This is a genomic window from Gordonia sesuvii, from assembly GCF_036350415.1.
Lineage (GTDB): Bacteria > Actinomycetota > Actinomycetes > Mycobacteriales > Mycobacteriaceae > Gordonia > Gordonia sesuvii.
In genome coordinates, this window is sequence record NZ_JAZDUF010000002.1 from 91274 (window position 1) to 113932 (window position 22659).

Here is a 22659-nt window from a genome sequence, read left to right on the forward strand (position 1 = left end):
TGTCGCCGTCAGCGTCGCTGTCGACGATGTCGTCGTGGTTTCGACGGGTGAACACCGGGTACATGTCCCGGTGTGTCGACGGAGCGAACAGATGCAGGTGTGGCCGGTGTGTCGTACGGTACGGCTGTGACCTCAGACACAGTCACTTCGCAGCGTCCTGGCGTCAAGGACGTGCCCTCGAGCGGTGTCAGTCGTCGTCGACTGCTGGGAACGGCCGGTCTGGCCACGGTCGTGGCCGCGATATCCCGTGGACCGATGGCGGCGGCCGCGCCGCCCGACGGATACGAGGACATGCCGCCGGTCGCGCGGCAGATTCTCGCCGGCCTGCGGGTGTCGTCGCGCGACGCGCTGCGGGGAGTCGCGGTGATGGTGATGCCGGGCGACGACCCCTACTCGGTTCGTCAGGGGGTGACGGGCCGCGGCCCGGGTGCGATGAGCGACGGCGCCGCCGACGAGTTCATCGGCCTCGTCGACAGGTTCCTCCCGCAGGGCGACGCGCTCGTGCGACCGGTCGCCGTGGCGTTGTCGGTGACCCTGACCGACCTGTCAGTTCCGGCCCCGCCGCTGCCGGACGATCAGGTCGCGCGAGCGGTCGATCGTGCGTTGGGGGTCGCCGACACCGACCGCACCTTCCCGCTGTCGCTTCTCGCAGGCCTGGTCGTCGACGTCGCCGCGGTCCTTGCCGGCGCCCCGCTCGCCGGGCCCTTCGCCTCGCCCTTCGCCAACGCCGACTACCGCACCAAGTGTCGTGCGTTCGAGCTCATCGAGCTCCCCGTCGCCGATTTGGTCGCAGTCTTTGATTCCGCGTTACCCCAACCACTTCGGGGATCCGGCGCCGGGCTGCTGCGATTCGTCGGTGGCATTCTGCTCGACGGCTCGGCCTTCACGGTCTGGAGTGAGCATCGGCTCTACGACCACAACACTCGGCGGCTGGCGCGCCGACCGGTCGCCTGGGACATCACCCGCTACCGGACGCAAGGGTTGGTGGATGGCCATGACGACTTCATCGGCTACTACCGGGGATTCGAGGAGTTCTGATCTGTGCGTGACGTGATCGTGATCGGTGCCGGCGGAGGTGGGCCGGTCGTGGCCGCCGAACTGGCCGGGCAGGGACTCGATGTGTTGATTCTCGAAGGTGGTCCACGGCAGGCGAATCCGTCTCGCCAGTGGTCGCATCTGGAGTTCGACGCCAACGATCCTACGGCCGGGTTCCTACGATTCGGTCCGGGTGATCGGGACAAGGCCGGCTGGTTCCGGGAATGGGCGCAGAACAGTTTTGTATGGGAACTGGGCGGCGTCGGAGGTACCACGCAACACTTTTTCGGCAACAGCCCCCGTCCGTATCCGGGTGTATTCGCGGGGTACCGCGGCCGCGATGCCGCACTGTACGACACCGCCCACCGGTTCCCCTTCACATACCGCGAACTCGTGCCGTACCTGGAATGGGTCGAGGAGACCCTGCCGGTGAAGCCGGCCCCGATGGGTACCAAGGAAGCGATCTTCTTCCGCGGCTGTGAAGGACTCGGTCTACCGCTCCAGAGATCCAGGGACACGACACGTGCTTCGTTTCGGCCACAACCGAATTGCATCCTCCATCCTGGCGGGACGGCCGGGCGGACCTCCGACGCCGATCTCCTTGTTCACCCGCAGGCACGTGGCTGTACATTCTGCGGGCACTGTTTCCAAGGGTGTTACCAACCCGCGCAGGCGCCACGAAACCTGTTCGCCCGGCGCTCCACCGACAACAGCTATGTCCCTCTCGGCCTCGCCGCCGACGGCGTCCGGCCAGGTGGGAAGGCGATCGAACTGCGCACGGATTGCTTTGTGCAGCAGATCCATACACAGGGTTCGGGCGGCGATACTCGGGCGACGGGCGTGACCTGGCGCGACAACGTGACCGGTGAGCGGATGCGTGAAGATGCACGTGTGGTGGTACTGGCCGCAGGAGCCACCGAGAGCCCGCGGCTCTGGTTCAACAGTGGCCTGCCGAATCCCAATGGCTGGGTCGGGCGCGGTCACACCGACCACTGGTTCGACTGGGTGGTCGGGCTGTTCGACGAGGACACGGGCAACACCCGTGGCGCGAACTCGTGTTCGCGGGTGGAGCTGCCGGGCTATGGCTGCCTGGAGAACTCGGGGGTGACACCGGCGATCCAGGCCTTCACGATGACGTTGTCGAACAGCGGTATCCGGGGCCAGTACACCAACGCACGTGGGATGCGAGGCGCCTGGGACGGTCCGACCGGTCGTCTCGCCGGTGAGGAACTCCGCGACTTCATGGCGCACGGTATCGACCGGATGCTGAACATCCTCTGCATCACCGACGATCACGTCGAACCGGAATGTCGCATCGCTCCGTCGGCCTTTCCGGCCGACTCCAACGGCGCGGTCGCGAAGATCGACATCGACATCCGCAAACGCTCCGCACCGACGCGCCGCAATCGTGAGTATGTGGCCACCAAGGCCGCACAGCTCCTCCGGAAGGCGGGTGCGCGCACGGTGTATCGCCTCGACTGGGCGCCGTTGCTGCTGCACGTCCACTCATCGATGCGGATGGGGGAGTCGTCACAGAACTCGGTTGCACGCCCGTCCGGGGAGGCGCGGTTCGTCGACCGGTTGTTCATCGCGGACAACTCGGTGCTGGCCAACTCGCTCGGCGGTCCCAACCCGACACTGACCACACAGGCGCTGGCCACACGGACCGCCGAGAACATCATGACCACCTACTTCGGCGGTGATCGGTGGGTGGCCTCCGGCTCGCCGGTGGTCAGCACCGACGACCGGATCACGCGTCGGATGGTCGAGCTCGGGCTCTGAGCATCGCCCCGCCCGCGACCGCCGCCAGCACCGCGATGGTCACGGCGCAGACGATCACGACCGACGTCGTGACGCCGGCCGCCGTCACGATGATGCCGACGAGCGCCCAGATCACGGTCAGTGGATACCCGACCAGCACACCGCCGAACAGCCACGTGACGACGGACGCGAAAACCGCCGCCCCGATCAGAATGACCAACTGCCACCACAACTCGCCCGGATCAGCGCCGCTGTCCGCGATATCCGAGGCCCAGTTCTGGAACACGGCGGCCGTCGCCCAGCCTGCGTAGATGCCGACCGTGACCCGACTGAGCGCGGTCCGCCACCCCGGGGTGTCCGCGTCGCGCGCACCGGCGGCGATCCGAGCGGCATCGAGCAGCGCCACGGTCATGACGGTCAACACGATCGATGTGACCCACCGCCATTCGGCGGCCGAGAAGAGGATCCAGATCGCCGCGCCGAAGAAGGCGATCGAGAGGTCGACGACCAGGCGGGGCGCCGTGCGGGTGCCGGTTGACCTCGTCAGCAGCACGGTCGCCGCGAGGACGAGCGACAGCAGGTAGATGACACTCCAGATGGAGAACGTGTAGCCCGCCGGAGTGATCAACAAGTCGACCGTGGACTCGTTCGGTGACGCCCCGATACCCGCGAACGGCACGATTGGGGCCACCACCTGCGCAATCGCGCCGACGACCATGATGATGGCGAGAGGACTGCTGACCCGCGTCGAGACATCCATGACGCCAGGGTAGGCACAACTGTGCCGCAACTCGCCGATGTGGTCGTCCGACGCAGGTTCACCGTCGGGCGAGGATGCGGTACTGATTGGGTGTGCGTGCGAGCGAGGCGGATCGGATGATGTGGGCGTCGGATGCCGTGTTGGACGAGTCCGCGGCGTGGCGATCGTCGTGGCATCCTGCCGGGTCGGACTACTTCGTGGTCGACGGATACGAGTTCTACCAGCAGGACGGCGAGGCGACGCTCCTCAATTACCGCGGTCCGCGGATCCCCGCGGCGGAGATCATCGAGAACGCGCTGGCGATCGCGTCCGCACATGGCGCGCACGCCGCGCTGGTGACCGTCGGCCCGGGACCCCTGGGCGAGGTGAGCACGGACGTACTCGACGGTCACGGCGCCGAGACTGTGGCAGTCGTCGACGTGGTCGCGATGGAGATCGGCGGGCCGACGCCCGAGGGTCTCGCGGCCACCGATGACCTGGACTGCCGGAAGGTCGGCGTGGACTGCCACATCGACGAGTTCGAGGACGTGTCCCGGCGCGCATGGGGTTTCGTCCCGCCGGTGCTGTCGGATCCGTCCGCCGCGCACGACGATGATCGCTCACCGGGGCTGTTCGTCGCCCGCTGCGCGGGCGTGACGGCCGGCGCGGGAGGCTATTCGCTGGCCGCTCAGGTGGCCAGGATGTGGGGTGCCGCCGTGCTCCCGGAGTTCCGTCGACGGGGCGTCTACCGCGCTCTCATCGGCGCCCGGGTCCGAGATGCACGTGATCGTGGCGCTACCTTGGCGCTCGTCCACGCCGAGCAGACGTCGTCACCGATCCTGCAGGCCCTGGGATTCCGGAAGTTCGGCGAGCGTCGACGCGTGCGGATGAGCGTCGGGAACTGATCACCGATGAACATCGATGAGGTGACCGACGAGCTGTACGGCTTGGCGCCGTCGGACTTCGTCGGGCGACGCAACCGACTCGCCACAGCCGCCAAGGGGGACGGCAACCGTGATCTGGCGCGCCAGATCGCCGCTCTCCGACGTCCGACTCAGGTCGGGTGGGCGATCAACCAGTGGGTACGAACAGATCCCGATGGGGTGGCGGCTCTGCTCGACCTCGCGGCGGAACTACTGGCCGCACAGCGGAGATCATCGGCAGATCGACTGCGCGCCCTGGCCGCGCAGCGGCAGGAGCTCGTCGCCGACTGTGTCGAGTCGGTCCGTCGGACCGCCGACGCCAACGGTGTCGGATTGTCGGACAACGCAATCCGCGACGTCGGCCAAACCCTGCGGGCCGCGGTCGCCGACGACGAGATAGCCGATGTCCTCCGTCGTGGCCGACTCGTGACCGCGGCCGAGTACAGCGGATTCGGGCCGGCCGGGGTCTTCCTGGTCCCGGAACCCGCCGGTGACGACCAGGCCGAGGGGGAGCCTGACGCGGAACCAGAGGACTCCTCCGCGTCGTCGACGGGCATCGTGGACTCCGAGCGATTGGATCGCGCCCGGGCCGCACTCGCCGACGCCGAGGCCGCCGAACGAGACGCCGAGGGCACGGTCCGGAAGCGCGACGGCGACGTCGTCGATGCGCGACAACGCGCCGATGAGCTGACCGAGGACCTCGAGCGTCTACGGGCCGAACTCGAGCAGCGTGACGCCGAGGTACGCTTCGCCCGCCGACAGGTCGAGACCGCCGAGGAGCAACGACGCGGCGCGGCCGACGACCTGGATGACGCTCGTCGTCGCGTGGATCGTGCGCGTACCGCATTGACGCGCCTCGAGCGCCAGAACTGAGCGACCGACGTCGTGAAGAAGGTCAGCCGTCGGCGGACAGGATCTCGATGACGAACACCAAGGTGTCGTCCGGCTCGATGCCGGCGGCCGGGTTGCCGCTCGGATAACCGTCGGCCGACGTCATCGCCACCGCCACCGTGGCGCCGACGTTCTGACCCGAGATCGCCTTCTGGAACCCGGGCACCACACCGTCGAGCGGGAACTCCGCAGGCATACCCCGCTCATAGCTGCTGTCGAACACCGATCCGTCGCGGCCGTTGACGCCGAGGTAACACACCGACACGGTGGCGGTGTCACCCACGACCGCGCCGTCGGCCGGTTCCAGGGTTTCGACCGTGGTTTCGTTCACCGAGAACGGTGTCGTGACGTCCACCTGCGGGGCAGCGGCGTCGGTCGGAGGCGTGACCGCGATGCTCCCGGTCGCACCGTCGTAATCCCAGGCCGGCTCTGCCGAGTCCGACGCGGCGCCCGACGGGCAACTCGTCGCGGCGGCCGAGGTCGTCGGGGAGTCGTCGCCGGCCGAATCCGACGTGCCGTCGTCGGACGAGCAGGCGCTCAGCGCCATGGTCAGCATCAGAGCGGAGGCTACGGCCCCGCGGCGCACCGTGAACATGCGCGTAACGCTACAGATCGGACAAACCGAACGAGCACACCGCCTCGCCGTGTCGCAGAGGTCAGCTCTTGTCGGTGAAAATAGGACAGTGTCTGTCCGGATCCTGGAGGACAGTGGTGTCCAGCGGGTCCGGCAGACCGTCGGACCCGATCACATCGGGTTCGCAGCCGGGAAAGAGGAGTCATGTCTCGCGAGATCCAGGTGACCATCGACAGCGCCGATCCGGGCGCACTGGCCGAGTTCTGGGCCGACGTCCTCGGCTACCAGGTGCAGAGTCCGCCTCCCGGGTTCGACTCCTGGGACGCGGCGCTCGACGCCTTCGGCGTGCCACCGGAGCGGCGCAACGACGCCTCGGGAATCGTCGATCCCGACGGCCACGGCCCGAGGATCTTCTTCCAGCGGGTGCCTGAAGAGAAAAAGGGCAAGAATCGACTGCATCTCGACGTGCGTGCCGCACCCGACCTGGCGGGGGAGGAGCGGATGACCGCACTGGAAACCGAGTGCGATCGGCTCGTGGCGTTGGGCGCCGGCCGGGTCACGCGCTTCGAGCCGCAGCCGCCGCTGCAGGGCGGGCACATTGTGCTCACCGATCCCGAGGGCAACGAGTTCTGCCTGGACTGAGCTCACCACCCCGAGGGGATGGACGATCAGCGCAGGGCGAGGGAATCGTCGCGGTGCAGCACGAAGAAGTACGGGCGATCCGACCCCTTGAGATCCATCGCACCGAGCACCGTCTCATCCGAGAGACGGCGGAACACGTCATTGACCGGCAATTGGTCATATATCATCGTCGCGCTGTCCACACCGCGATATCGGGTGGTGCGCAAGCGTGCCTTCGGCTTTCGGGCCTGGGAGAGCAGTCGCGTCGCAGCGATTGGGGTCGCGAACGACAGTGACTTGACCGCCGGGACAAGGTTACCGAGAGGCACGCCGCTGAACGCGATTGCGGGATTCATCGGCCACAGCGCCGTTCCGTCGCGGGTCGGGAACAGCAGTGGGTGCACGGTCTCGGCATCGACGAACTGTTTGCCCCACCATCCGCTCGCGGCGAGCAACCCGTCCATCGGATGGTCGGTGGGGAGCTCCGCCCCACGCCACGTCCCGAGCATGAATTCCGCCTCGACCGCAGGCAATGAGTCGAAGAGGGCGAGCGCATCGGTGGCGGTGGACGGGACGGTGTCCATCAACTCGGTCAGCTGCATAGACCGATCGTACGCACCAAGAGACAGAGCGTTCAATGTGTTCCATCGCGCGTTCGCTCGCCGGCGCCCCTGTCGTTGGTCGAGTAGCCGGTGAGCTTGCGAGCCGGCGCCCCTTCCGCTGGTCGAGTAGCCGGTGAGCTTGCGAGCCGGCGTATCGAGACCCCCTCACCGGCAAACGGCACCCTCGGAGGCCGAGGTGACCAGCTTCGAGTACTTCGCCAGCACCCCGCGCGTGTACCGCGGCGGCAGCGGGGTGAAGTCGTTCGCGCGCCCGGCGAGTTCGTCGTCGTCGACGAGAAGGTCGAGCGTGCCGTTCCCGACGTCGAGGCGGATACGGTCCCCGTCACGGACCAGTGCTATCGGTCCACCGTCGACGGCCTCGGGCGCGACGTGACCGACGCACAGGCCGGTGGTGCCGCCGGAGAACCGGCCGTCGGTCATCAGCAGCACGTCCTTGCCGAGGCCGGCGCCCTTGATGGCACCGGTGATCGCGAGCATCTCGCGCATGCCGGGCCCACCTTTGGGGCCTTCGTAGCGGATGACGACTACATCGCCCGAGGTGATCGTGCCGTCCTCGAGCGCATCCATCGCCGCTCGTTCACGGTCGAAAACCCTTGCCACACCTTCGAACACATCCGAGTCGAAACCGGCCGACTTGACCACGGCACCCTCCGGGGCGAGTGACCCCTTCAGAATGGTGATGCCCCCGGTCGGGTGGATCGGCGAGCCGATGGCCCGCAGCACCAGTCCATCGGGGTCGGGCGGGGCGATGCCGGACAGGTTCTCGGCGACGGTTTTGCCGGTGACGGTGAGGCACTCACCGTGCAGCAGCCCGGCGTCCAGGAGCGCCTTCATGATGACGGGCACCCCGCCGATCCTGTCGACATCGGTCATCACGTGACGGCCGAAGGGTTTGACGTCGGCGAGATGCGGGACCCGCGAGCCGATGCGCGCGAAATCGTCGAGAGACAGCGGGACCTCCGCCTCGTTGGCGATCGCCAGCAGATGCAGTACGGCGTTGGTCGACCCGCCGAACGCCATCACCACCGCGATCGCGTTCTCGAACGCCTCACGGGTCATGATGTCGCGGGCGGTGATCCCGCGGCGCAGCATCTCGACGACCGCCTCACCGCTTTGCCGGGCGAAGCTGTCGCGCCGCCGATCCGGTGCCGGAGGCGCCGCGCTGCCGGGTAGCGACATGCCCAACGCCTCGGCGGCGCTGGCCATGGTGTTGGCCGTGTACATTCCGCCGCAGGCGCCTTCTCCAGGACAGATCGCCCGTTCGATGGTGTCCACGTCCTCGCGGCTCATCAGGCCGCGTGAACACGCGCCGACCGCCTCGAAGGCGTCGATGATGGTGACCTGCCGCTCGGCCCCGTCCGAGAGCGTGGCGTATCCCGGCAGGGTGGACCCGGCGTACAGGAAGACGTTGGAGAGGTCGAGACGTGCGGCGGCCATCAGCATGCCCGGCAGGGACTTGTCGCATCCGGCGAGGAGCACCGAGCCGTCGAGCCTCTCGGCGTTCATGACCGTCTCCACGCTGTCGGCGATCACCTCGCGAGACACCAAGGAGAAGTGCATGCCCTCGTGGCCCATCGAGATCCCGTCGGAGACCGAGATGGTCCCGAACTCCAGCGGATACCCACCGGCCTCGTGCACACCCTCCTTGACCGCCTTCGCCAGACGATCGAGCGACAGGTTGCACGGGGTGATCTCGTTCCACGACGATCCGACGCCGATCTGGGGTTTGACCCAGTCGTCGTCGCCCATGCCCACCGCGCGCAGCATCCCGCGGGCGGCGGTCTTCTCGAGGCCGTCGGTGACGTCGCGACTACGGGGCTTGATGTCGATGTCGGTACCGGACTCTGACTTGCTCATATCGGCCACCCTAGATCCGTCGGCGCCGTGGCGGTTGCCTTGGTCGTCGATTTCGCCGAATCGAAACCGCCCTCGAGGCCCGGCTCCTCGATCACCGGGTGAAAAGGCGCGCGGCGTCTGCCACGATGTCACGCCCGCGGGCGCCGTCGGCGAACCGGAGCCTTTGACGGGACGCACCGTTCCCGTTCTCCGACAACCGCCTCATGTAGTCGGTGACCAGCGAGCGATCACCGAGCACGTCGAGCGCAGGCGCAATGTCGTCGACGAGGTCTGACATCATCTGCCGAGCCGGGACGAGCTGCTGAGACACCACATCGATGGCATCCCCGTCGACGCCGTCGTGCGCGGCCTTCCACATCGCGGCCGCCAGTACCGCCGAATCCACCTCCGGTGCTGGTACTCCCGCAGAGATTGCACGTGTCGCCGTCATCACCAGGGCCCGGACGACGGTCGCCAGCGCGACGGTGTCGGCGGGCTGCTGCTGCACGTCGCCGACGCGGATCTCGATGGTGGGCAAATGATCCGACGGTCGGATGTCCCAATACACCATGTGGTCGTCGACGATGGCGCCGGAAGAGACGAACATCGTCACCAGCTGTTCGAAATGATCGCGCGAGTGGAGATGTGGTGGCGGACCGGAGGCCGGCCAACGGTTCCATAGGATCGACCGCCAGCTCGCGTGTCCGGTGTCGGCGTCGCGGTAGATCGCCGAGTTCGCCGACATCGCCAGCAGAATCGGTAACCGTCGCCGCAGGTGATTGCTGACTTCGACGGCGATGTCCCGATCGTCGACGCCGACATGAACATGGCAGCCAGAGATCCCCTGTTCATGGGCGAGCATCCCGAACTGTTCGCCGATCCGCCGATACCGCTCGGTGTCGGTCACCGGGAACGCGTCCGGGATGGTAGGTGGTACGCCAGTGCCGATCACGTCGACCCCGACGTCGTCGGCCGCGTCGGACACGACCAACCGCAGCCGACGAAGTTCGTCGAGGACTTGTCCACTCGTTGCGCACGTCGAGGTGGCGATCTCGACCTGACAGGTGGTGAGTTCCAGATCCAGATCCACCCCACGGCGGGAGGCGGCGTCGGCCACCTCTCGATTGCGGCCCACTGGATGCCCGGATGCACGGTCGACCAGGATGAACTCCTCTTCCACACCGATGGTCGGCCGTGACGGGTCGAGACCGTCGGCGCGCACCAGGTCGGCAGAATTCACGATCTCATCGTACGGTCGGGGAGAACGCGCGGAGATCCGCTCAGCCGAGGATGGGAGTGTGCGGTGGCAGGTGTCGATGTCGGTATTCGATCGGACATGACGCCGGACGCGGCGTGGAAACTGGCCTCCGACCTCGGACGGTTCTCGGAATGGATGACGATCTTCGGCGGATGGAAGAGTGAGGTTCCCGATGAGATCCACGAGGGCACCGAGGTCTCGTCCCTGATCAAGGTCAAGGGATTCCGCAACATCATCCACTGGACCGTCACCGACTACGAGGAGCCGGAGAAGATCTCGTTGTCCGGAAAGGGCCGGGGCGGTGTGCGCATTGACCTCACCATGCGTGTGAGCGAGGACGGCGCAGGTTCACATTTCGACCTGAACGCGACCCTGAGCGGCGGACTGCTCAACGGGCCGGTCGGCCGGCTGGTCGCGCGTGTCATCGAGTCCGACGTCCGTCAGTCGATCGAGAACCTGGCCGAGTTGGGTGGTTCGGCGCAGGGTCGGTGATCACGAAGGTGCCTGTGCCCGACGGGTGACATCGCGCACGGTGAGCCATCGAGAGGTGTCGGTGTCGGGCGAGGTGGGTATTCATCGAGTCGTTCGCCGGCCGCTACCTGCTGAGGAGACTCGATGAGTGACACCGTTGCCGACGTGGTCCTGTCCCGACTTCGCGAATGGGGGACGAGACAGGTCTTCGGATATCCGGGCGACGGCATCAACGGGCTGCTGGCCGCCTGGGCGGACGCCGACGATGATCCGCAATTCGTGCAGTCGCGGCACGAGGAGATGAGCGCGTTCGAGGCGGTCGGCTTCGCCAAGTTCTCCGGACAGGTCGGTGTGTGCGCGGCAACCAGCGGACCTGGTGGAATCCACCTGCTCAACGGGCTCTACGACGCCAAACTCGACCACGTGCCGGTGGTGGCCATCGTCGGGCAGACCGAACGCTCGGCGATGGGCGGGGCATACCAGCAAGAGATCGACATGCTCTCGCTCTTCAAAGATGTGTGCAGCGACTTCGTGCAGATGTGCACCGTGCCGGAACAGATCCCCAACCTGATCGACCGGGCTTTCCGGGTGGCGATGACCGAGCGTGCACCGACGGCTCTGATCTTCCCGTCGGATGTCTTCGAACTGGAGTACTCGCCTCCGCAACATGAGTTCAAACATGTCCCGTCCAGCCTCGGAATAGCGACCGCCACACCCGATCCCGCCCCTGATGCCGTCGCACGTGCGGCCGCTGTGCTCAACGAGGGGAACAAGGTCGCGATGCTGGTCGGCCAAGGCGCGCGTGACTGTACCGACGAACTCACCGAGGTCGCGGACCGGCTCGGCGCCGGTTGTGCCAAGGCCCTGCTCGGTCGAGACGTCCTGCCGGACACGCTGCCCTGGGTGACCGGATCGATCGGTCTGCTCGGCACCACGGCCAGCTATCACCTCATGCGCGACTGCGACACGTTGCTCATCATCGGCTCCAACTTTCCGTACTCGCAGTTCCTTCCGGAGTTCGGCCAGGCGCAGGGAGTGCAGATCGACCGATCCGGCAAGTTGATCGGAATGCGTTATCCCAACGAGGTCAATCTCGTGGGTGACGCCAAACGCACTCTGCAGCAACTTATTCCACAATTGGAGCGCAAACCGGATCGATCGTGGAGAGAGAAGGTCGAAACGCAGGTCGAGCGGTGGCACACCACAGCGCAGCGGCAGGCGATGACGGACGCTGATCCGATCAATCCGATGCGGATCTTCCACGAGTTCTCGCTCCGTGCACCCTCTGACGCGATCGTCGCTGCCGACTCGGGTAGTGCGGCCAACTGGTATGCCCGTCACATCACGTTCCGTGACGCCATGCGTGGCTCACTGTCCGGGACCCTCGCGACGATGGGGCCCGCCGTCCCATACGTGATCGGTGCGAAGTGGGCTCACCCCGGACGGCCAGGGATCGCTTTCGAGGGCGACGGGGCGATGCAGATGAACGGACTGGCCGAGATGCTCACCGTCGCTCACTACTGGCGGCAATGGACCGATCCGAGGCTGATCGTGGTCGTCCTGCACAACAACGATCTCAACCAGGTCACCTGGGAACAGCGGGCGATGGCCGCCTCGCCGAAGTTCGAGGCCTCCCAGACACTGCCCGACGTCGACTACGCGGCCTTCGCCCGGGGGATCGGATTGGGTGGCATCAACGTCGATGATCCGGCAGACCTCGGTCACGCATGGGACCGGGCTTTGTCGGCGGACCGGCCGACGCTGTTGGACGTCCGATGCGATCCCAGCGTGCCTCCCATTCCACCGCATGCGACGCTGGACCAGGCGAGGTCGCTCAGCACCGCGCTGATCAAGGGCGATGAGGACTCCTGGGACATCGTCAAGCAAGGCGCCAAGCAGAAAGTGCAACAGTATCTTCCGGGCACCAAGAGCGAGTAGGGAAGATCGAGGTCAGGCGACAGAACCCCCGTTCGGCCGGACCTTTCGGAAGTACGACCTGAGCCCGACCGCCGACCCGGCGGCACTCACCGCTGCGACGGCCAGACACGCCGGATCGCGGAGTCGCGACCGGCCTGTGTAGACCAACAAAGCCGCCACTGTGGCGTTCATCGACGCCCACACGATGTTCGACGCCGGCGACGAGTCGCCGACACCCGGCGGGTCGGCGAACGGCGTGGGAAAGGGTTTGCCGCTGATGCCGTGCGCGAGGTGCGGTACCACGTTCGTGGCGATGGCGGCGGCCGCGCCCGCGGTGGCGACGTCCGAGATCCTGACAGTCATTGCGCTCCTTGGGGTGTCCAGACTCTCCCGTCGAGCGTAATGGGTCAGTGCCCCGGTGGCGGGCCGCCGGGGCGGTCGTCGTCGGTGTCGTCCGTGCGATCCGATCGGTCGGTGATGAGGTGGTCGAGTATCTCCGTCGTCGCTTCGGCGGCCAACGAGAACGGTTCGAGGACGATGTCGGCACCCGCGGCTCGCAGCGCCTCGGCGTCGTGCGGGTGGTGGGCGGTCATGACCACATGGCCCGCGTAGTCGTGGTGGGCAAGCGCATGGAGCAGAGCGAAGTTCGCGTCCATTGTCGGGATGGTCGAGATGATGAACCGTGCCCGCGTCAGCGGAAGAGTCTCGAGGAAATGGAGATCCGCGGCACTGCCGTAGATCGTCGTGACGCCCGGGCGGGTGTTGGCGGCGAGCCGATGAGGGTCGAAATCGACCGCGAGCAACCGATGGCCGGCGGCACTGAACTCGTCGGCGATGTGGCGACCGAATCGACCGAGTCCATAGAGGATGGCGTCGACCTCCAGTTCGGGATCGCCGGACGTCTCGCGCCTGCTCGAGGAGCGGTCGAAGACGCTCAGCCAGGGTTCGAGACGTCGATACAACTGATGTGAGAACAGGATGAGATAGGTGGAGCCGGCGATGGTGATCAGGGCGACCACCGTGATGACGCTGGAGGTCGTGTCGCTGATGTGGCCGAGTCCCAGTCCGAGGGCGGCCAGGATCAGGGAGAACTCGGAGATCTGTCCCAGCGGTAGACCGGTCATGAAGTTGACCTGTTGGGGATAGCGCTGCAGCGCCATGAGGGCGATGATGATCACCGGTTTGCCGACGAGCACGAATAGTGAGAAGACCACGACCTCGGCGATGTGGCCGGAGGCATCGGCGAAGTCGAGGCCGGCGCCGAGGTCGAGGAAGAAGAACAACAGCAGGAAATCACGAAGGCTCACCAGCCGCGCGCCCAGCGCGTCCCGATACGGTGTCGCCGCGAGGGAGACCCCGGCCAGGAACGCGCCCACTTCCGAACTGAATCCGAGTTCCGCGGTGACAGCCGCGAGTGCGATCGCGTACGCGACCCCGAACAGCACCAGCAGTTCCTGTGACCGCGCGACCTGGTGTAGCAGCCAGGGCAGGACGAAGCGCATCACCAGCGCGATGCCGGCGAGGAGTCCGACACCTTTCACCAACACCAGGGCGATGCTGACAGCCATGGCGTCGTCGGTGTCCTGACCGAAGGCGTTGATTGCGATCATCACGACGACCACGACGAGGTCTTGCACGATGAGCAACCCCACGGCGATCCGGCCGTGAAGCTGCTCGATCTCGCGGGTGTCGGAGAGCAGTTTGACGATGATGATCGTGGACGAGAACGTCAGGGCCAACGCGATGTAGAACGCCGCCACGGCACTCATACCGAACGCGAGGGCCAGCAGATAGCTGATCGCGCCGGTGAGCACCACTTGTCCGATGCCGGTGATCAGGGCGACCGGGCCGGTGGTGCGGATGAGGTTCATGTCCAGGCGCAACCCGACCAGGAACAGCAGGATCGCGATGCCGAGCCGGGCGAGCAGCTCGATCGTCTCGTTGGTGGTCACCCAACCGGTTCCGGTGGGACCCACCAGGATGCCGACTCCGATGAACGCGACGATCATCGGCTGCCGGAGCTTGGTCGCCAGGAGACCCGCGACCGAGGCGATGGCCAGGATGGCCGCGATCAGAACGAAGTCGTGTGGCTCCACCACGCTGCAACTCTTCCGTCGGACATTCTGCCCATCAAACCTAACGTGCGTGGGCGCGTTGAGGGGTGAGGCCGTGATGTCCGAGGCCGATGATCACGACACGATCTGCGACCGCCCCGGTCGACTCCCGGCGAGAGACGACGCGATGTCGTGTGCCCAACCGTCGATCTCCACGAAGTCGCGGTCGTCGACGTCGGGCGCGCGCAGCACGGCCGCGACGAGACGCTCGGACCGCCGCAGCGTCGAGCGATCGAGTTTGCCGGGGAACGTTCGGTGCTCACGCGCCCACGGTGCGGTCATCGCAGAACCGGTGGCCGGCGTGTTGTCTCCGACCGGACCGCTCGAGAACAACCAGACCGGAAGCTGGTGCAGGTTGTGCTGCTCGCGATCGATCAAGTCGCGGGCTGGACGTAGCCAGCGGCCGAAGTAGACAGCGCTGCCGATGATCGCGGCGTCGTAGAACGCGATGTCTTCGACGTCCACCACGTCGATCACGTCGATCTCGGCCTCGATCATCTGCCGCTCCAGATCGACGGCGAGCGTCGCCGCCAGGCGTTCACCGACCTCGCGCGTTGAGCCGTACCGACTCGCCGTGGCAACCAGAATGCGCATCGTGAACCTCCCGTACTCGATGCCTTGCTGTCTCCAGTCAACGCGTGTCGTCGCACGTCCACCAGGGACCATCGATGCCGAGAACCGGGGCGAAGGTCCCACGCTTCGGTAACCCGGCCCTGAGATTTCGGCCGCCACCGATGATGTCGAGGTGTCAGGCAGGTCAGCATCACTGAGTGCCGGTTCCAGAGGCCGGCACGCCCCGGCCGACAGGAGACGCTCATGGTCATCGTTGCCGGACACATCACCGTCGAACCCGGGCGCCGGCCGGCGTACCTCGCCGGATGCGAGCAGGTGGTGCAGCTCGCTCGTCGAGCGCCCGGGTGCCTCGACTTCGCGATCACCGCGGACCTGCTCGACGCCGACCGCGTCAACATCTACGAGAGATGGGAGACCCAGTCCGCCGTCGAGGCTTTTCGCGCGTCCGGCCCCGACGACGACCAGCAGACATCGATCCTCGCGGGCGTGGTTGAGGAGTATGACGTGAGCGGGTCGCGAACGCTGATGGGGTGATACCCGGGCGGGTCCGCGGAATGGGCCGGCGTCATCCGCAGTTGGCATGGTCATGACACCACCGGACTTCGACCCTCGGTCACTCATCAGCGACGCACGACTCGGAATCCTCGCCACCACCAAGCAGAGTGGTCTGCCTCAGCTCTCACCGGTCACCTGCGTCTACGACCGCGATGCCGACACGATCTACGTCTCGATGACCGAGGGCAGGGCGAAGACCGCCAACCTGCGCCGCGATCCCCGCGCCGCGATCGAGTTCACGAGTCCCGACGGGTACACCTGGGCGACCGCCGAGGGTGAGGCGACGCTGATCGGTCCCGGCGACGACCCAGACAGTGCCGAGGTGGACGCCCTCGTCGAGTACTACCGGCGCGGCGCCGGTGAACACCCGGACTGGGACGAGTACCGGCAGGTGATGGTCTCTGACCGTCGAGTTCTGCTGGTCCTCAATGTGTCCCACGTCTACGGCGCCAAACTGCGCTGATCGCCGAGTGGTCGCCGTGGGCGGTCGATGTCCCGACCGCGGCTGAATCGCTGCAGCCGTCGCCGCCGGGAGGTTAGAGTCACAGGCGTCAGGACGCGACCTGCCCGACTCAGGAGACCCGATGCAGTGGTTCGTGGACAGTCCGTTGCTCACCCTCTTCTTCTGTCTCGGCGTCGGCGCTCTGGTCGGCCGAATTCCACTCGGCCCCGTGTCATTCGGCCCGGCCGGCGCGTTGTTCGTCGCGCTCGCGCTGTCGGCCATCGAGCCCGACGTCGAACTTCCGGCAATCGTCACGAATCTGTCGCTGTGCGTGTTCTGCTACATGGTGGGGATCGCCGCCGGACCGTCGTTCATCAGCGCGATCCGCACCGGCTGGAAACCGGTGCTCGTGTCGGTGGTCGCCATTTTCGCGATGGCCGGTGCCGCGCTGGGTCTGGGGAAGGCGCTGGGCTTCGACATCGGCACGATCGCCGGAGCCTTCGCCGGAGCGGGGACCGCCACCGCCGCCCTCGGCGCTGTACAGCAGCAACTGGCGGGTGACGGCGAGATACCACCGGAGCCCGCGATCGGTTACGCCGTCGCGTACCCGATCACCGTGTTGTTGACGATTCTCGCGTGCGCCTACCTGATCGGCGTCGGCCGCCGCCGGCCCACCGCCGAGGACCGGGAGAAGGTCGCGCCGATCGTGATCCGCACCCTGGAGGTGGTGGGGGAGCCGAACCTGACCGTGCACGCGCTCGCTGAGCGCTACGACGCGGTCGTCTCCCGATTGACTCGCGACGGCCGAACGGTCGTCGCGCACGACGCCGAACCGCTGGCCGCAGGCGATCTGCTCACGGTGACTGCCCGGGAGGACGTCGTCGATCACCTGGTGTCCGACCTCGGCCGGCAGACCGCCGACGAGGCCTGGCTCGACCGCTCGGCCATCGATTTTCGCCGGATCATCCTGTCCAACCGATCGCACGTCGGGCGGCCGTTGCATCAGCTGCGGCTCGAGGAGCGCTTCGACGCGGTGGTCAGCCGAGTGCGACGTGGCGATGTCGATCTCATCGCGACGCCGGATCTGGTGCTGCAGAGCGGTGATCGGTTGCGGGTGACCGCCCCGCGCGACCGGCTGGCCGACGTGGCCACCGACCTCGGAGACTCCGAACGCACGGCCGGCGACATCAATCCGATCGGGCTCGGCCTCGGCCTCACCATCGGGTTGCTGCTGGCGTTCGTGGAGATCCCGATGCCCGGTGGCGGAACACTCGTTCTCGGCACGGCGACCGCACCACTGATCGCCGGGGTGGTGCTCGGGGCCCTCGGGCGAACGGGGCCGATCGTGTGGACCCTGCCGGGCAACGTCACGAACACGTTGAATCAGTTCACCCTCATGGTGTTTCTGGTCGCGGTCGGGACCGGGGCGGGTGACGGACTGGTGACCGCGCTCGGCGACGACGGACTCGAGCTCGTCCTGCTGGGCCTGGCGATCTCGGCCGCGCACGCACTCGTATGCGTCTTCGCCCTGCGCACCCTGCTGCAGTTCGGTACCGCCCGCGCACTGGGCGGTCTCACCGGCTCGCAGTTGAATCCGGCGCCGTACGCCTATGCGATGGGGAAGGTGCCTGATCAGCGCGTCGCCCTCGGCTATGCGGTGCTGTTCCCGGTCAGCATGATCATCAAGGTCTTCCTTGCGCAGATCATGGTCGTCTACTTCTGATTGCGCGGCTAAGAATACGTCGACGTCGCGGTGGGGGACACGTCGGAACCGCTGTGACCGGTGAGAGCGATGTCGGCCACGACGGTCAGCTGCTCGTCATCTCGCGGCTGCTCGAAGACAGCCTGCGCTTCAGCGCCCGCTATCTCGAGTCTGGCGATCGTGTTGCCGAACAGCGGCCCGGTGGTTTTGGTCCACGACATCGGACGGTCCGGGGCACCACGTCGCCGCGCCCACCGGTCGGTGAGGCGGCCGAGTAGAGGTGACCATCCCGCGATGAACGCCGGCTTGATGAATGGTGGCACGTGGTTGTGGACCGGCGAGCACACCAGTTGGTACACATCGGACTTCGCCGGAGTCGCGAAGTCGACCCGCGCCGTGTAGCTGTGGTGCACGTCGCCCGACAACACGCTGACGGTCGACGGCGCCGATGGATGGGATGCGACGTCGCGGATGAGCGCGCTGAGCCGGGTGAACGAATCCTCAAAGGCCGCCCAGTGTTCGAGGTCGAGGGCCTGACGGAGCTTTTCTGCCAGTCGACCGCGGCGTCCGGTCTGTTGTGCGGCGATCTCGTTGACAGTTTCGGCGTTGCCGAGCACGGGTGGCAGCAGCCACGGCAGCGACGAACCGAGCAGCAGATGGTCGACACCGTCGAGTGCATCGTGCATCTGCTCGTCCAACCAGTCGAACTCCTTGTCGCTGAGCATCTTGCGAGCTCCGTCACCGAACACCCGTCCGTTGCGGGAATCGATCATGATCAGCCGGCTGCGTCCGAGGTCCCAGCGGAAACTGAAACGCAAACCTTTGCGGCCGTCGACTTCGGAGTCGGCGCGGTCGGCGAGCTCGACCAGCTGAGGCCAGCAGTCGCCGTCGGCCGCCACCGCCTGCTGAAAGTCCGGGTCGGCTTCGAGCGCCGTAGGACTGAGATTGCCGAGGTGCTGGTAGACCCAGTAGGACACCAGGCCGGCGCGGATCCGCTCACGCCACCACGGTTCGGTGTTGATCGCCTCGCGCCATGCCGCCGAGGTGTTCCAGTCGTCGCGGATGTCGTGGTCGTCGAAGATCATCGCCGTGGGGATGGTGGAGAGAATCCAGCGGATCTCGGGATCGCCCCAGGCGTGTCGGTACAAACTCTCGTACTCGTCGAAGCTCACGACCTCGTCCTCGGGATGCTCGGCGGACCGCCGCCGGCCGGCGAGGTTCCGGCGTGCGTGCGGTGTGAGTTCGTCTGCGTACACCTGATCGCCGAGCAGTAGTAGCGCATCGGGCCACTCGTCGTCCGGTTGCTGTGCGAGGCGCACCGCATAGGAATCGAGAGCATCGACGCCGAGCTTGGCGTCCAGCGCGGGGTCGTTGGAACGGGGAAAGCGACAGGAGCCGAACACGACGCGGTGCCGATCGGCGCGACTCGGGCCGCGTGTGCGGATCACGCTCGGGGGAAAGGACGAGTCGGGGAGCGGCCACACCCGCGACCCATCGACGCTGACTTCGTATGGCGTGGTCGAGTCTGGCGTCAGCCCGGTCACCACCACGACCGCATAGTGGCAGCCGTGCACCTCGAAGGTCCGTGTAGTGCACCCGAGCACCTCCACCTCGGCGGCGTTCGTGGTCTGCACCCAGATCAGCGCCGTCGTGTCGTCGACGTGGCGCAGGACCGGTCCGAGAACAAGTGACATCGGACCAGCCTAGAGGGTTTTCCTGTGAAGTTCCGGTCGGTCGGGTGTGGTGTGGTAGTCACAAAATTGCCTGTGAACAGCAGTTATGCGACGGTTGGGGATAGCTGAGGGCTTTGTCTGGGAGTCGGTGCAGATAGGTGACAGCGATGACGCTTGAGCATCCTTGTGATCATGTGTGGTCTGTGTGGACGCCGAGCGACGTCTTCTGATGCAGGCGCGACGCAGTGAATCCGACCGGCTCCGGCGGTACGGCGCCGAGGTTACGGAGAGTTCTCCGATATCGGCGCGGATCGCGGATGCGTTGAGTGAGTCCGACGAGGCGCTTCGGGTGATCCGGTCGGTGCCCGCCGGTCATCGCGACCCGGCGCTGGTACTCGCCGTCCTGCATCACCTGGCATTGACCGGGCGCGCGGCGGACCTGGCCGCGGCCATCGATATCGGCGACCCGGACGCGGCCGCCGCAGCGGCTGTCCGGATCGTGATTCGGCAGGCCGATGCAGTCGTCGCCACCGCTGCGCACCGGGCCCTCCTGACAATGCGAACCGCCGTATGCGCGGTGCTGTACCCCGTCCTCGCCGAGGCGGCGCACCGGATGGGGGCAGACGACATCGGGGTGATCGATGTGAACCCGGGCGTCGGCCTCAACCTGCACACCGACCGCGTCGCCATCACCTACAGCACCGGAGAGTCGCTGGGTAACAGTGCATCTCGTGTGAGGATTGACTGTCGGGTGGTGGGCCAAAACGCCCTTCCGACCCGCACCCTCCCGCGAGTCGTCGCTCGCGTCGGGATCGGTAAGGACATCGTCGACATGGCCGACCCGGACGAGGTGCTGTGGCTACGGGCCTGCGTTCCTCCCGACCAAGACGAGCCGGCAGACCAGCTGGACGCCGCTGTTGCGGTGGCCGCCGCTGAGCCGCCGGTTGTGCTCAGAGGTGACGTCCTCGATGTCGTCGATGATGCGATCGACGAGGTCCCCGTTGCTGCGCTGCCAATTGTCACCACCACGTGGGCGCTGTCGGACCTGGCACTCGAGAGTCGCCTCCGCTGGCTGCAACGCCTCACCGATATCGCCGCGCGGCGGCCGATCGCGTGGGTATCGGTCGAGGGCGTCGGCGTCGCTCCCTCGATTCCGACCATGGGCGATCGCCGAGCCTCAGGACACAGCATTATCGGTCTGACCATGCTCGGTTCGTCCGATCTGCGTTCGCAAGCCGTCGGACGGTGCTGGACGAGGGGCCGCGTCATGTCCTGGCTGGGCTGAACGCATCGCCTGAATCGGGCAGATAGCTGACGTAACGTTAGCTGCGTAATGCAGTAGACGCAGCTATTATGACTGCATGAGTGTGGTGATCACAGTTCGCGACGTTCCGGACGCAGTGCGAGATGAGCTCGCAGGGCGGGCTGCGCGGGCGGGTAAGTCGTTGCAGGAGTATTTGCGCGGCATGCTGATCGAGTCGACGTCACGTCCGCCGGTCGACGATGTGATTGCGCGGGCGCGGGCGCGGGTCGGCGCAACCAAAGTTCGGGTCGATGCCGCGGCGATTCTCGACGCGCGAGATGCCGACCGACGATGACCATCGACGCCGTGTGTGATTCGTCGGTCCTCATTGCGCTGTTGCTCGACGACGGTCCGGACGGTCGCTGGGCGGTCGAGCAGTTGTCCGGTACTCGCTTGCTCGCACCGCAACTGGTGATGTTCGAGGCAGACAACATCATTCGCAGACAAGAACTGGCCGGAGTCGTCAGTTCCGACCAGGCGGTACAGGCCCATGCCGATCTCCTCGACCTGTCAATTGAGCAGTGGCCGTACGAGCTTCTCGGTTCGCGGGTGTGGGAATTGCGCACCAATCTGTCCGGATACGATGCCAGCTATGTCGCTGTTGCCGAACTGGCAGACGCTCCACTCATCACACTCGACCGACGCATTGGTCGGGCGCCAGGTCTCCGTTGTCAGGTGAAGGTTCCGTGACGTCGTTTAGGAGCTCTCGCCAATCCCGTCGGTCCTGACGCTTCAATGGTGCAGCACCACGCAAAATGACTTCGGGATCGCATCCTGGCGACTCCCGTAGCGTTATATCTCAGGTGTAGCTAACAGTGATGGACGGGGTCGGTGTGCAACCTTCGATGATGCCCTGGCCGAGGAGGCCGCGAAGCGCGGCGTGTCGGCGGCCCAAGGGTGAGTGCGTAACCCGTTGGGTAACAGGGCAATACCTTGAGGCTACTGGTAACCCTGCATATTCGATTGCTGCAAAAACCCCAGGCCTCGATGCGCGTACATCGAGTGTCTTACAATGTGTACTACACTTGGTTGATGGCTGACACCGTCACATTCCGACCCGACGAGGACACTTCTCGGGCGTTGTCGATCCTGACTGAAGACGGAACGCCCGTATCTGCTGCGGTTCGCGCTGCGCTGATCGACGCAGCAAGACATAAGACTGCCAAGTCGCTCCGCGAGGAAGCGGAAGCGCTGGCAGGTGACCCGATTGATCGAGCTGAGGCCGCTCAGGTGCTTCGGGACATGGAGGCGCTACGTGCGAGGTGAGGTCTACCGGCTTCGCGCTCCGAAGGATGTCCGGGGTCACGAACAGTCGGGCGCCCGCTACGCGGTGGTCGTGCAATCCGACCAGTTACCGCTTTCGACCTGGTTGGTCGCGCCGACATCAACCTCGGCGCGCGCGGCAACATTTCGGCCTGAAGTTGAGGTCGCGGGTCGAACGACGCGGGTTCTGGCTGAGCAGGTTGCGGCTGTTGATCCTGGGCGACTCGGAGACAGTATGGGTTACCTGACCTATGAAGAGTTGCGCCGCGTCGACGCTGCACTCCGGGTGGTTCTCGAGTTGTAGTGCGCACTATCACTTATATGCGCTGCATCCAACAGGGACAGTTCGGTCGACGAGTCCCAATAGTGGTGCGGCGCGCCACAA

The 22659-nt window shown here is 66.2% G+C and carries 24 protein-coding genes; 15 read left to right on the top strand and 9 right to left on the bottom strand.

Annotation, left to right across the window (positions count from 1 at the left end; all coding sequences use genetic code 11):
• The first annotated feature begins 126 nt into the window (after positions 1–126).
• Positions 127–1038 carry a hypothetical protein gene (locus tag VZC37_RS07275; protein ID WP_330431811.1) on the top strand — a complete coding sequence of 304 codons (912 nt, stop codon included), beginning with the start codon at positions 127–129 and terminating at the stop codon, positions 1036–1038.
• A 3-nt stretch (positions 1039–1041) separates the two neighbouring features.
• Positions 1042–2817, top strand: coding sequence for a GMC family oxidoreductase N-terminal domain-containing protein (locus VZC37_RS07280; RefSeq protein ID WP_330431812.1), 1776 nt, complete (start codon positions 1042–1044; stop codon positions 2815–2817).
• Here the strand turns inward: VZC37_RS07280 and VZC37_RS07285 are convergent.
• Positions 2786–3556, bottom strand: a complete 771-nt coding sequence (locus VZC37_RS07285) for an MFS transporter (protein WP_330431813.1) — start codon at positions 3554–3556, stop codon at positions 2786–2788. The genes VZC37_RS07280 and VZC37_RS07285 overlap by 32 nt on opposite strands.
• A gap of 92 nt (positions 3557–3648) precedes the next feature.
• Here VZC37_RS07285 and VZC37_RS07290 point away from each other — a divergent pair, with 92 nt between their 5' ends.
• Entirely contained in the window at positions 3649–4440 is a 792-nt protein-coding gene (locus tag VZC37_RS07290; protein WP_330431814.1) for a GNAT family N-acetyltransferase, read from the top strand.
• A 6-nt stretch (positions 4441–4446) separates the two neighbouring features.
• On the top strand, positions 4447–5331 hold the full coding sequence (locus VZC37_RS07295; RefSeq protein WP_330431815.1) for a hypothetical protein: 885 nt from the start codon (positions 4447–4449) through the stop codon (positions 5329–5331).
• Positions 5332–5353: 22 nt separating this feature from the next.
• Here VZC37_RS07295 and VZC37_RS07300 read toward each other — a convergent pair whose 3' ends face one another.
• Entirely contained in the window at positions 5354–5944 is a 591-nt protein-coding gene (locus VZC37_RS07300) for an FKBP-type peptidyl-prolyl cis-trans isomerase (RefSeq protein WP_330431816.1), read from the bottom strand.
• A 183-nt stretch (positions 5945–6127) separates the two neighbouring features.
• On the opposite strand from VZC37_RS07300, the gene VZC37_RS07305 reads away from it, so the two are divergent.
• Positions 6128–6565: a VOC family protein gene (locus VZC37_RS07305; protein ID WP_330431817.1), complete on the top strand. Its 438-nt coding sequence runs from the start codon at positions 6128–6130 to the stop codon at positions 6563–6565.
• Positions 6566–6591: 26 nt separating this feature from the next.
• On the opposite strand, the gene VZC37_RS07310 is transcribed toward VZC37_RS07305, so the two are convergent.
• From VZC37_RS07310 to VZC37_RS07320, 3 genes are all read right to left on the bottom strand, one after another.
• Positions 6592–7146 carry a DUF4334 domain-containing protein gene (locus VZC37_RS07310; RefSeq protein WP_330431818.1) on the bottom strand — a complete coding sequence of 185 codons (555 nt, stop codon included), beginning with the start codon at positions 7144–7146 and terminating at the stop codon, positions 6592–6594.
• 165 nt (positions 7147–7311) lie between these two features.
• Positions 7312–9024 carry a dihydroxy-acid dehydratase gene (gene ilvD, locus VZC37_RS07315; RefSeq protein ID WP_431309356.1) on the bottom strand — a complete coding sequence of 571 codons (1713 nt, stop codon included), beginning with the start codon at positions 9022–9024 and terminating at the stop codon, positions 7312–7314.
• Positions 9025–9115: 91 nt separating this feature from the next.
• Positions 9116–10243 carry a glutamate--cysteine ligase gene (locus tag VZC37_RS07320; protein WP_330431820.1) on the bottom strand — a complete coding sequence of 376 codons (1128 nt, stop codon included), beginning with the start codon at positions 10241–10243 and terminating at the stop codon, positions 9116–9118.
• Positions 10244–10306: 63 nt separating this feature from the next.
• Between VZC37_RS07320 and VZC37_RS07325 the strand changes: the two genes are divergently transcribed.
• Complete coding sequence (locus VZC37_RS07325; RefSeq protein ID WP_330431821.1) at positions 10307–10753, top strand: type II toxin-antitoxin system Rv0910 family toxin; 447 nt, start codon at positions 10307–10309, stop codon at positions 10751–10753.
• Between the two features lie 123 nt (positions 10754–10876).
• A complete protein-coding gene (locus VZC37_RS07330; protein WP_330431822.1) occupies positions 10877–12670 on the top strand; it encodes a thiamine pyrophosphate-requiring protein in 1794 nt (597 codons plus the stop codon).
• 12 nt (positions 12671–12682) lie between these two features.
• Here the strand turns inward: VZC37_RS07330 and VZC37_RS07335 are convergent, their stop codons facing one another.
• From VZC37_RS07335 to VZC37_RS07345, 3 genes are all read right to left on the bottom strand, one after another.
• The gene (locus VZC37_RS07335; protein WP_330431823.1) at positions 12683–13012 is read right to left on the bottom strand and encodes a hypothetical protein; all 330 of its coding nucleotides are present in this window, start codon (positions 13010–13012) and stop codon (positions 12683–12685) included.
• A 44-nt stretch (positions 13013–13056) separates the two neighbouring features.
• Positions 13057–14748 (bottom strand): cation:proton antiporter, encoded by a 1692-nt coding sequence (locus VZC37_RS07340; RefSeq protein WP_330431824.1) that lies wholly within the window; start codon positions 14746–14748, stop codon positions 13057–13059.
• Between the two features lie 90 nt (positions 14749–14838).
• Positions 14839–15357: a flavodoxin domain-containing protein gene (locus VZC37_RS07345; RefSeq protein ID WP_330431825.1), complete on the bottom strand. Its 519-nt coding sequence runs from the start codon at positions 15355–15357 to the stop codon at positions 14839–14841.
• 222 nt (positions 15358–15579) lie between these two features.
• On the opposite strand from VZC37_RS07345, the gene VZC37_RS07350 reads away from it, so the two are divergent.
• From VZC37_RS07350 to VZC37_RS07360, 3 genes are all read left to right on the top strand, one after another.
• Positions 15580–15870 (top strand): putative quinol monooxygenase, encoded by a 291-nt coding sequence (locus tag VZC37_RS07350; protein ID WP_330431826.1) that lies wholly within the window; start codon positions 15580–15582, stop codon positions 15868–15870.
• 52 nt (positions 15871–15922) lie between these two features.
• Positions 15923–16354, top strand: a complete 432-nt coding sequence (locus VZC37_RS07355; protein ID WP_330431827.1) for a PPOX class F420-dependent oxidoreductase — start codon at positions 15923–15925, stop codon at positions 16352–16354.
• Between the two features lie 121 nt (positions 16355–16475).
• Entirely contained in the window at positions 16476–18056 is a 1581-nt protein-coding gene (locus tag VZC37_RS07360) for an aspartate:alanine exchanger family transporter (protein ID WP_330431828.1), read from the top strand.
• Between the two features lie 8 nt (positions 18057–18064).
• On the opposite strand, the gene VZC37_RS07365 is transcribed toward VZC37_RS07360, so the two are convergent.
• A complete protein-coding gene (locus VZC37_RS07365) occupies positions 18065–19729 on the bottom strand; it encodes an alkaline phosphatase D family protein (protein ID WP_330431829.1) in 1665 nt (554 codons plus the stop codon).
• 184 nt (positions 19730–19913) lie between these two features.
• Here VZC37_RS07365 and VZC37_RS07370 point away from each other — a divergent pair, with 184 nt between their 5' ends.
• The 5 genes from VZC37_RS07370 (at position 19914) to VZC37_RS07390 (ending at position 22578) form a co-directional block, all read left to right on the top strand.
• On the top strand, positions 19914–20993 hold the full coding sequence (locus VZC37_RS07370) for a DUF2332 domain-containing protein (RefSeq protein WP_330431830.1): 1080 nt from the start codon (positions 19914–19916) through the stop codon (positions 20991–20993).
• A gap of 76 nt (positions 20994–21069) precedes the next feature.
• Complete coding sequence (locus VZC37_RS07375; protein ID WP_330431831.1) at positions 21070–21306, top strand: FitA-like ribbon-helix-helix domain-containing protein; 237 nt, start codon at positions 21070–21072, stop codon at positions 21304–21306.
• Complete coding sequence (locus tag VZC37_RS07380) at positions 21303–21701, top strand: type II toxin-antitoxin system VapC family toxin (protein WP_330431832.1); 399 nt, start codon at positions 21303–21305, stop codon at positions 21699–21701. Before VZC37_RS07375 ends, VZC37_RS07380 begins: the two co-directional genes overlap by 4 nt.
• Before the next feature lie 342 nt (positions 21702–22043).
• Complete coding sequence (locus VZC37_RS07385) at positions 22044–22277, top strand: hypothetical protein (RefSeq protein ID WP_330431833.1); 234 nt, start codon at positions 22044–22046, stop codon at positions 22275–22277.
• Entirely contained in the window at positions 22267–22578 is a 312-nt protein-coding gene (locus VZC37_RS07390) for a type II toxin-antitoxin system PemK/MazF family toxin (RefSeq protein WP_330431834.1), read from the top strand. Before VZC37_RS07385 ends, VZC37_RS07390 begins: the two co-directional genes overlap by 11 nt.
• Positions 22579–22659: the final 81 nt, after the last annotated feature.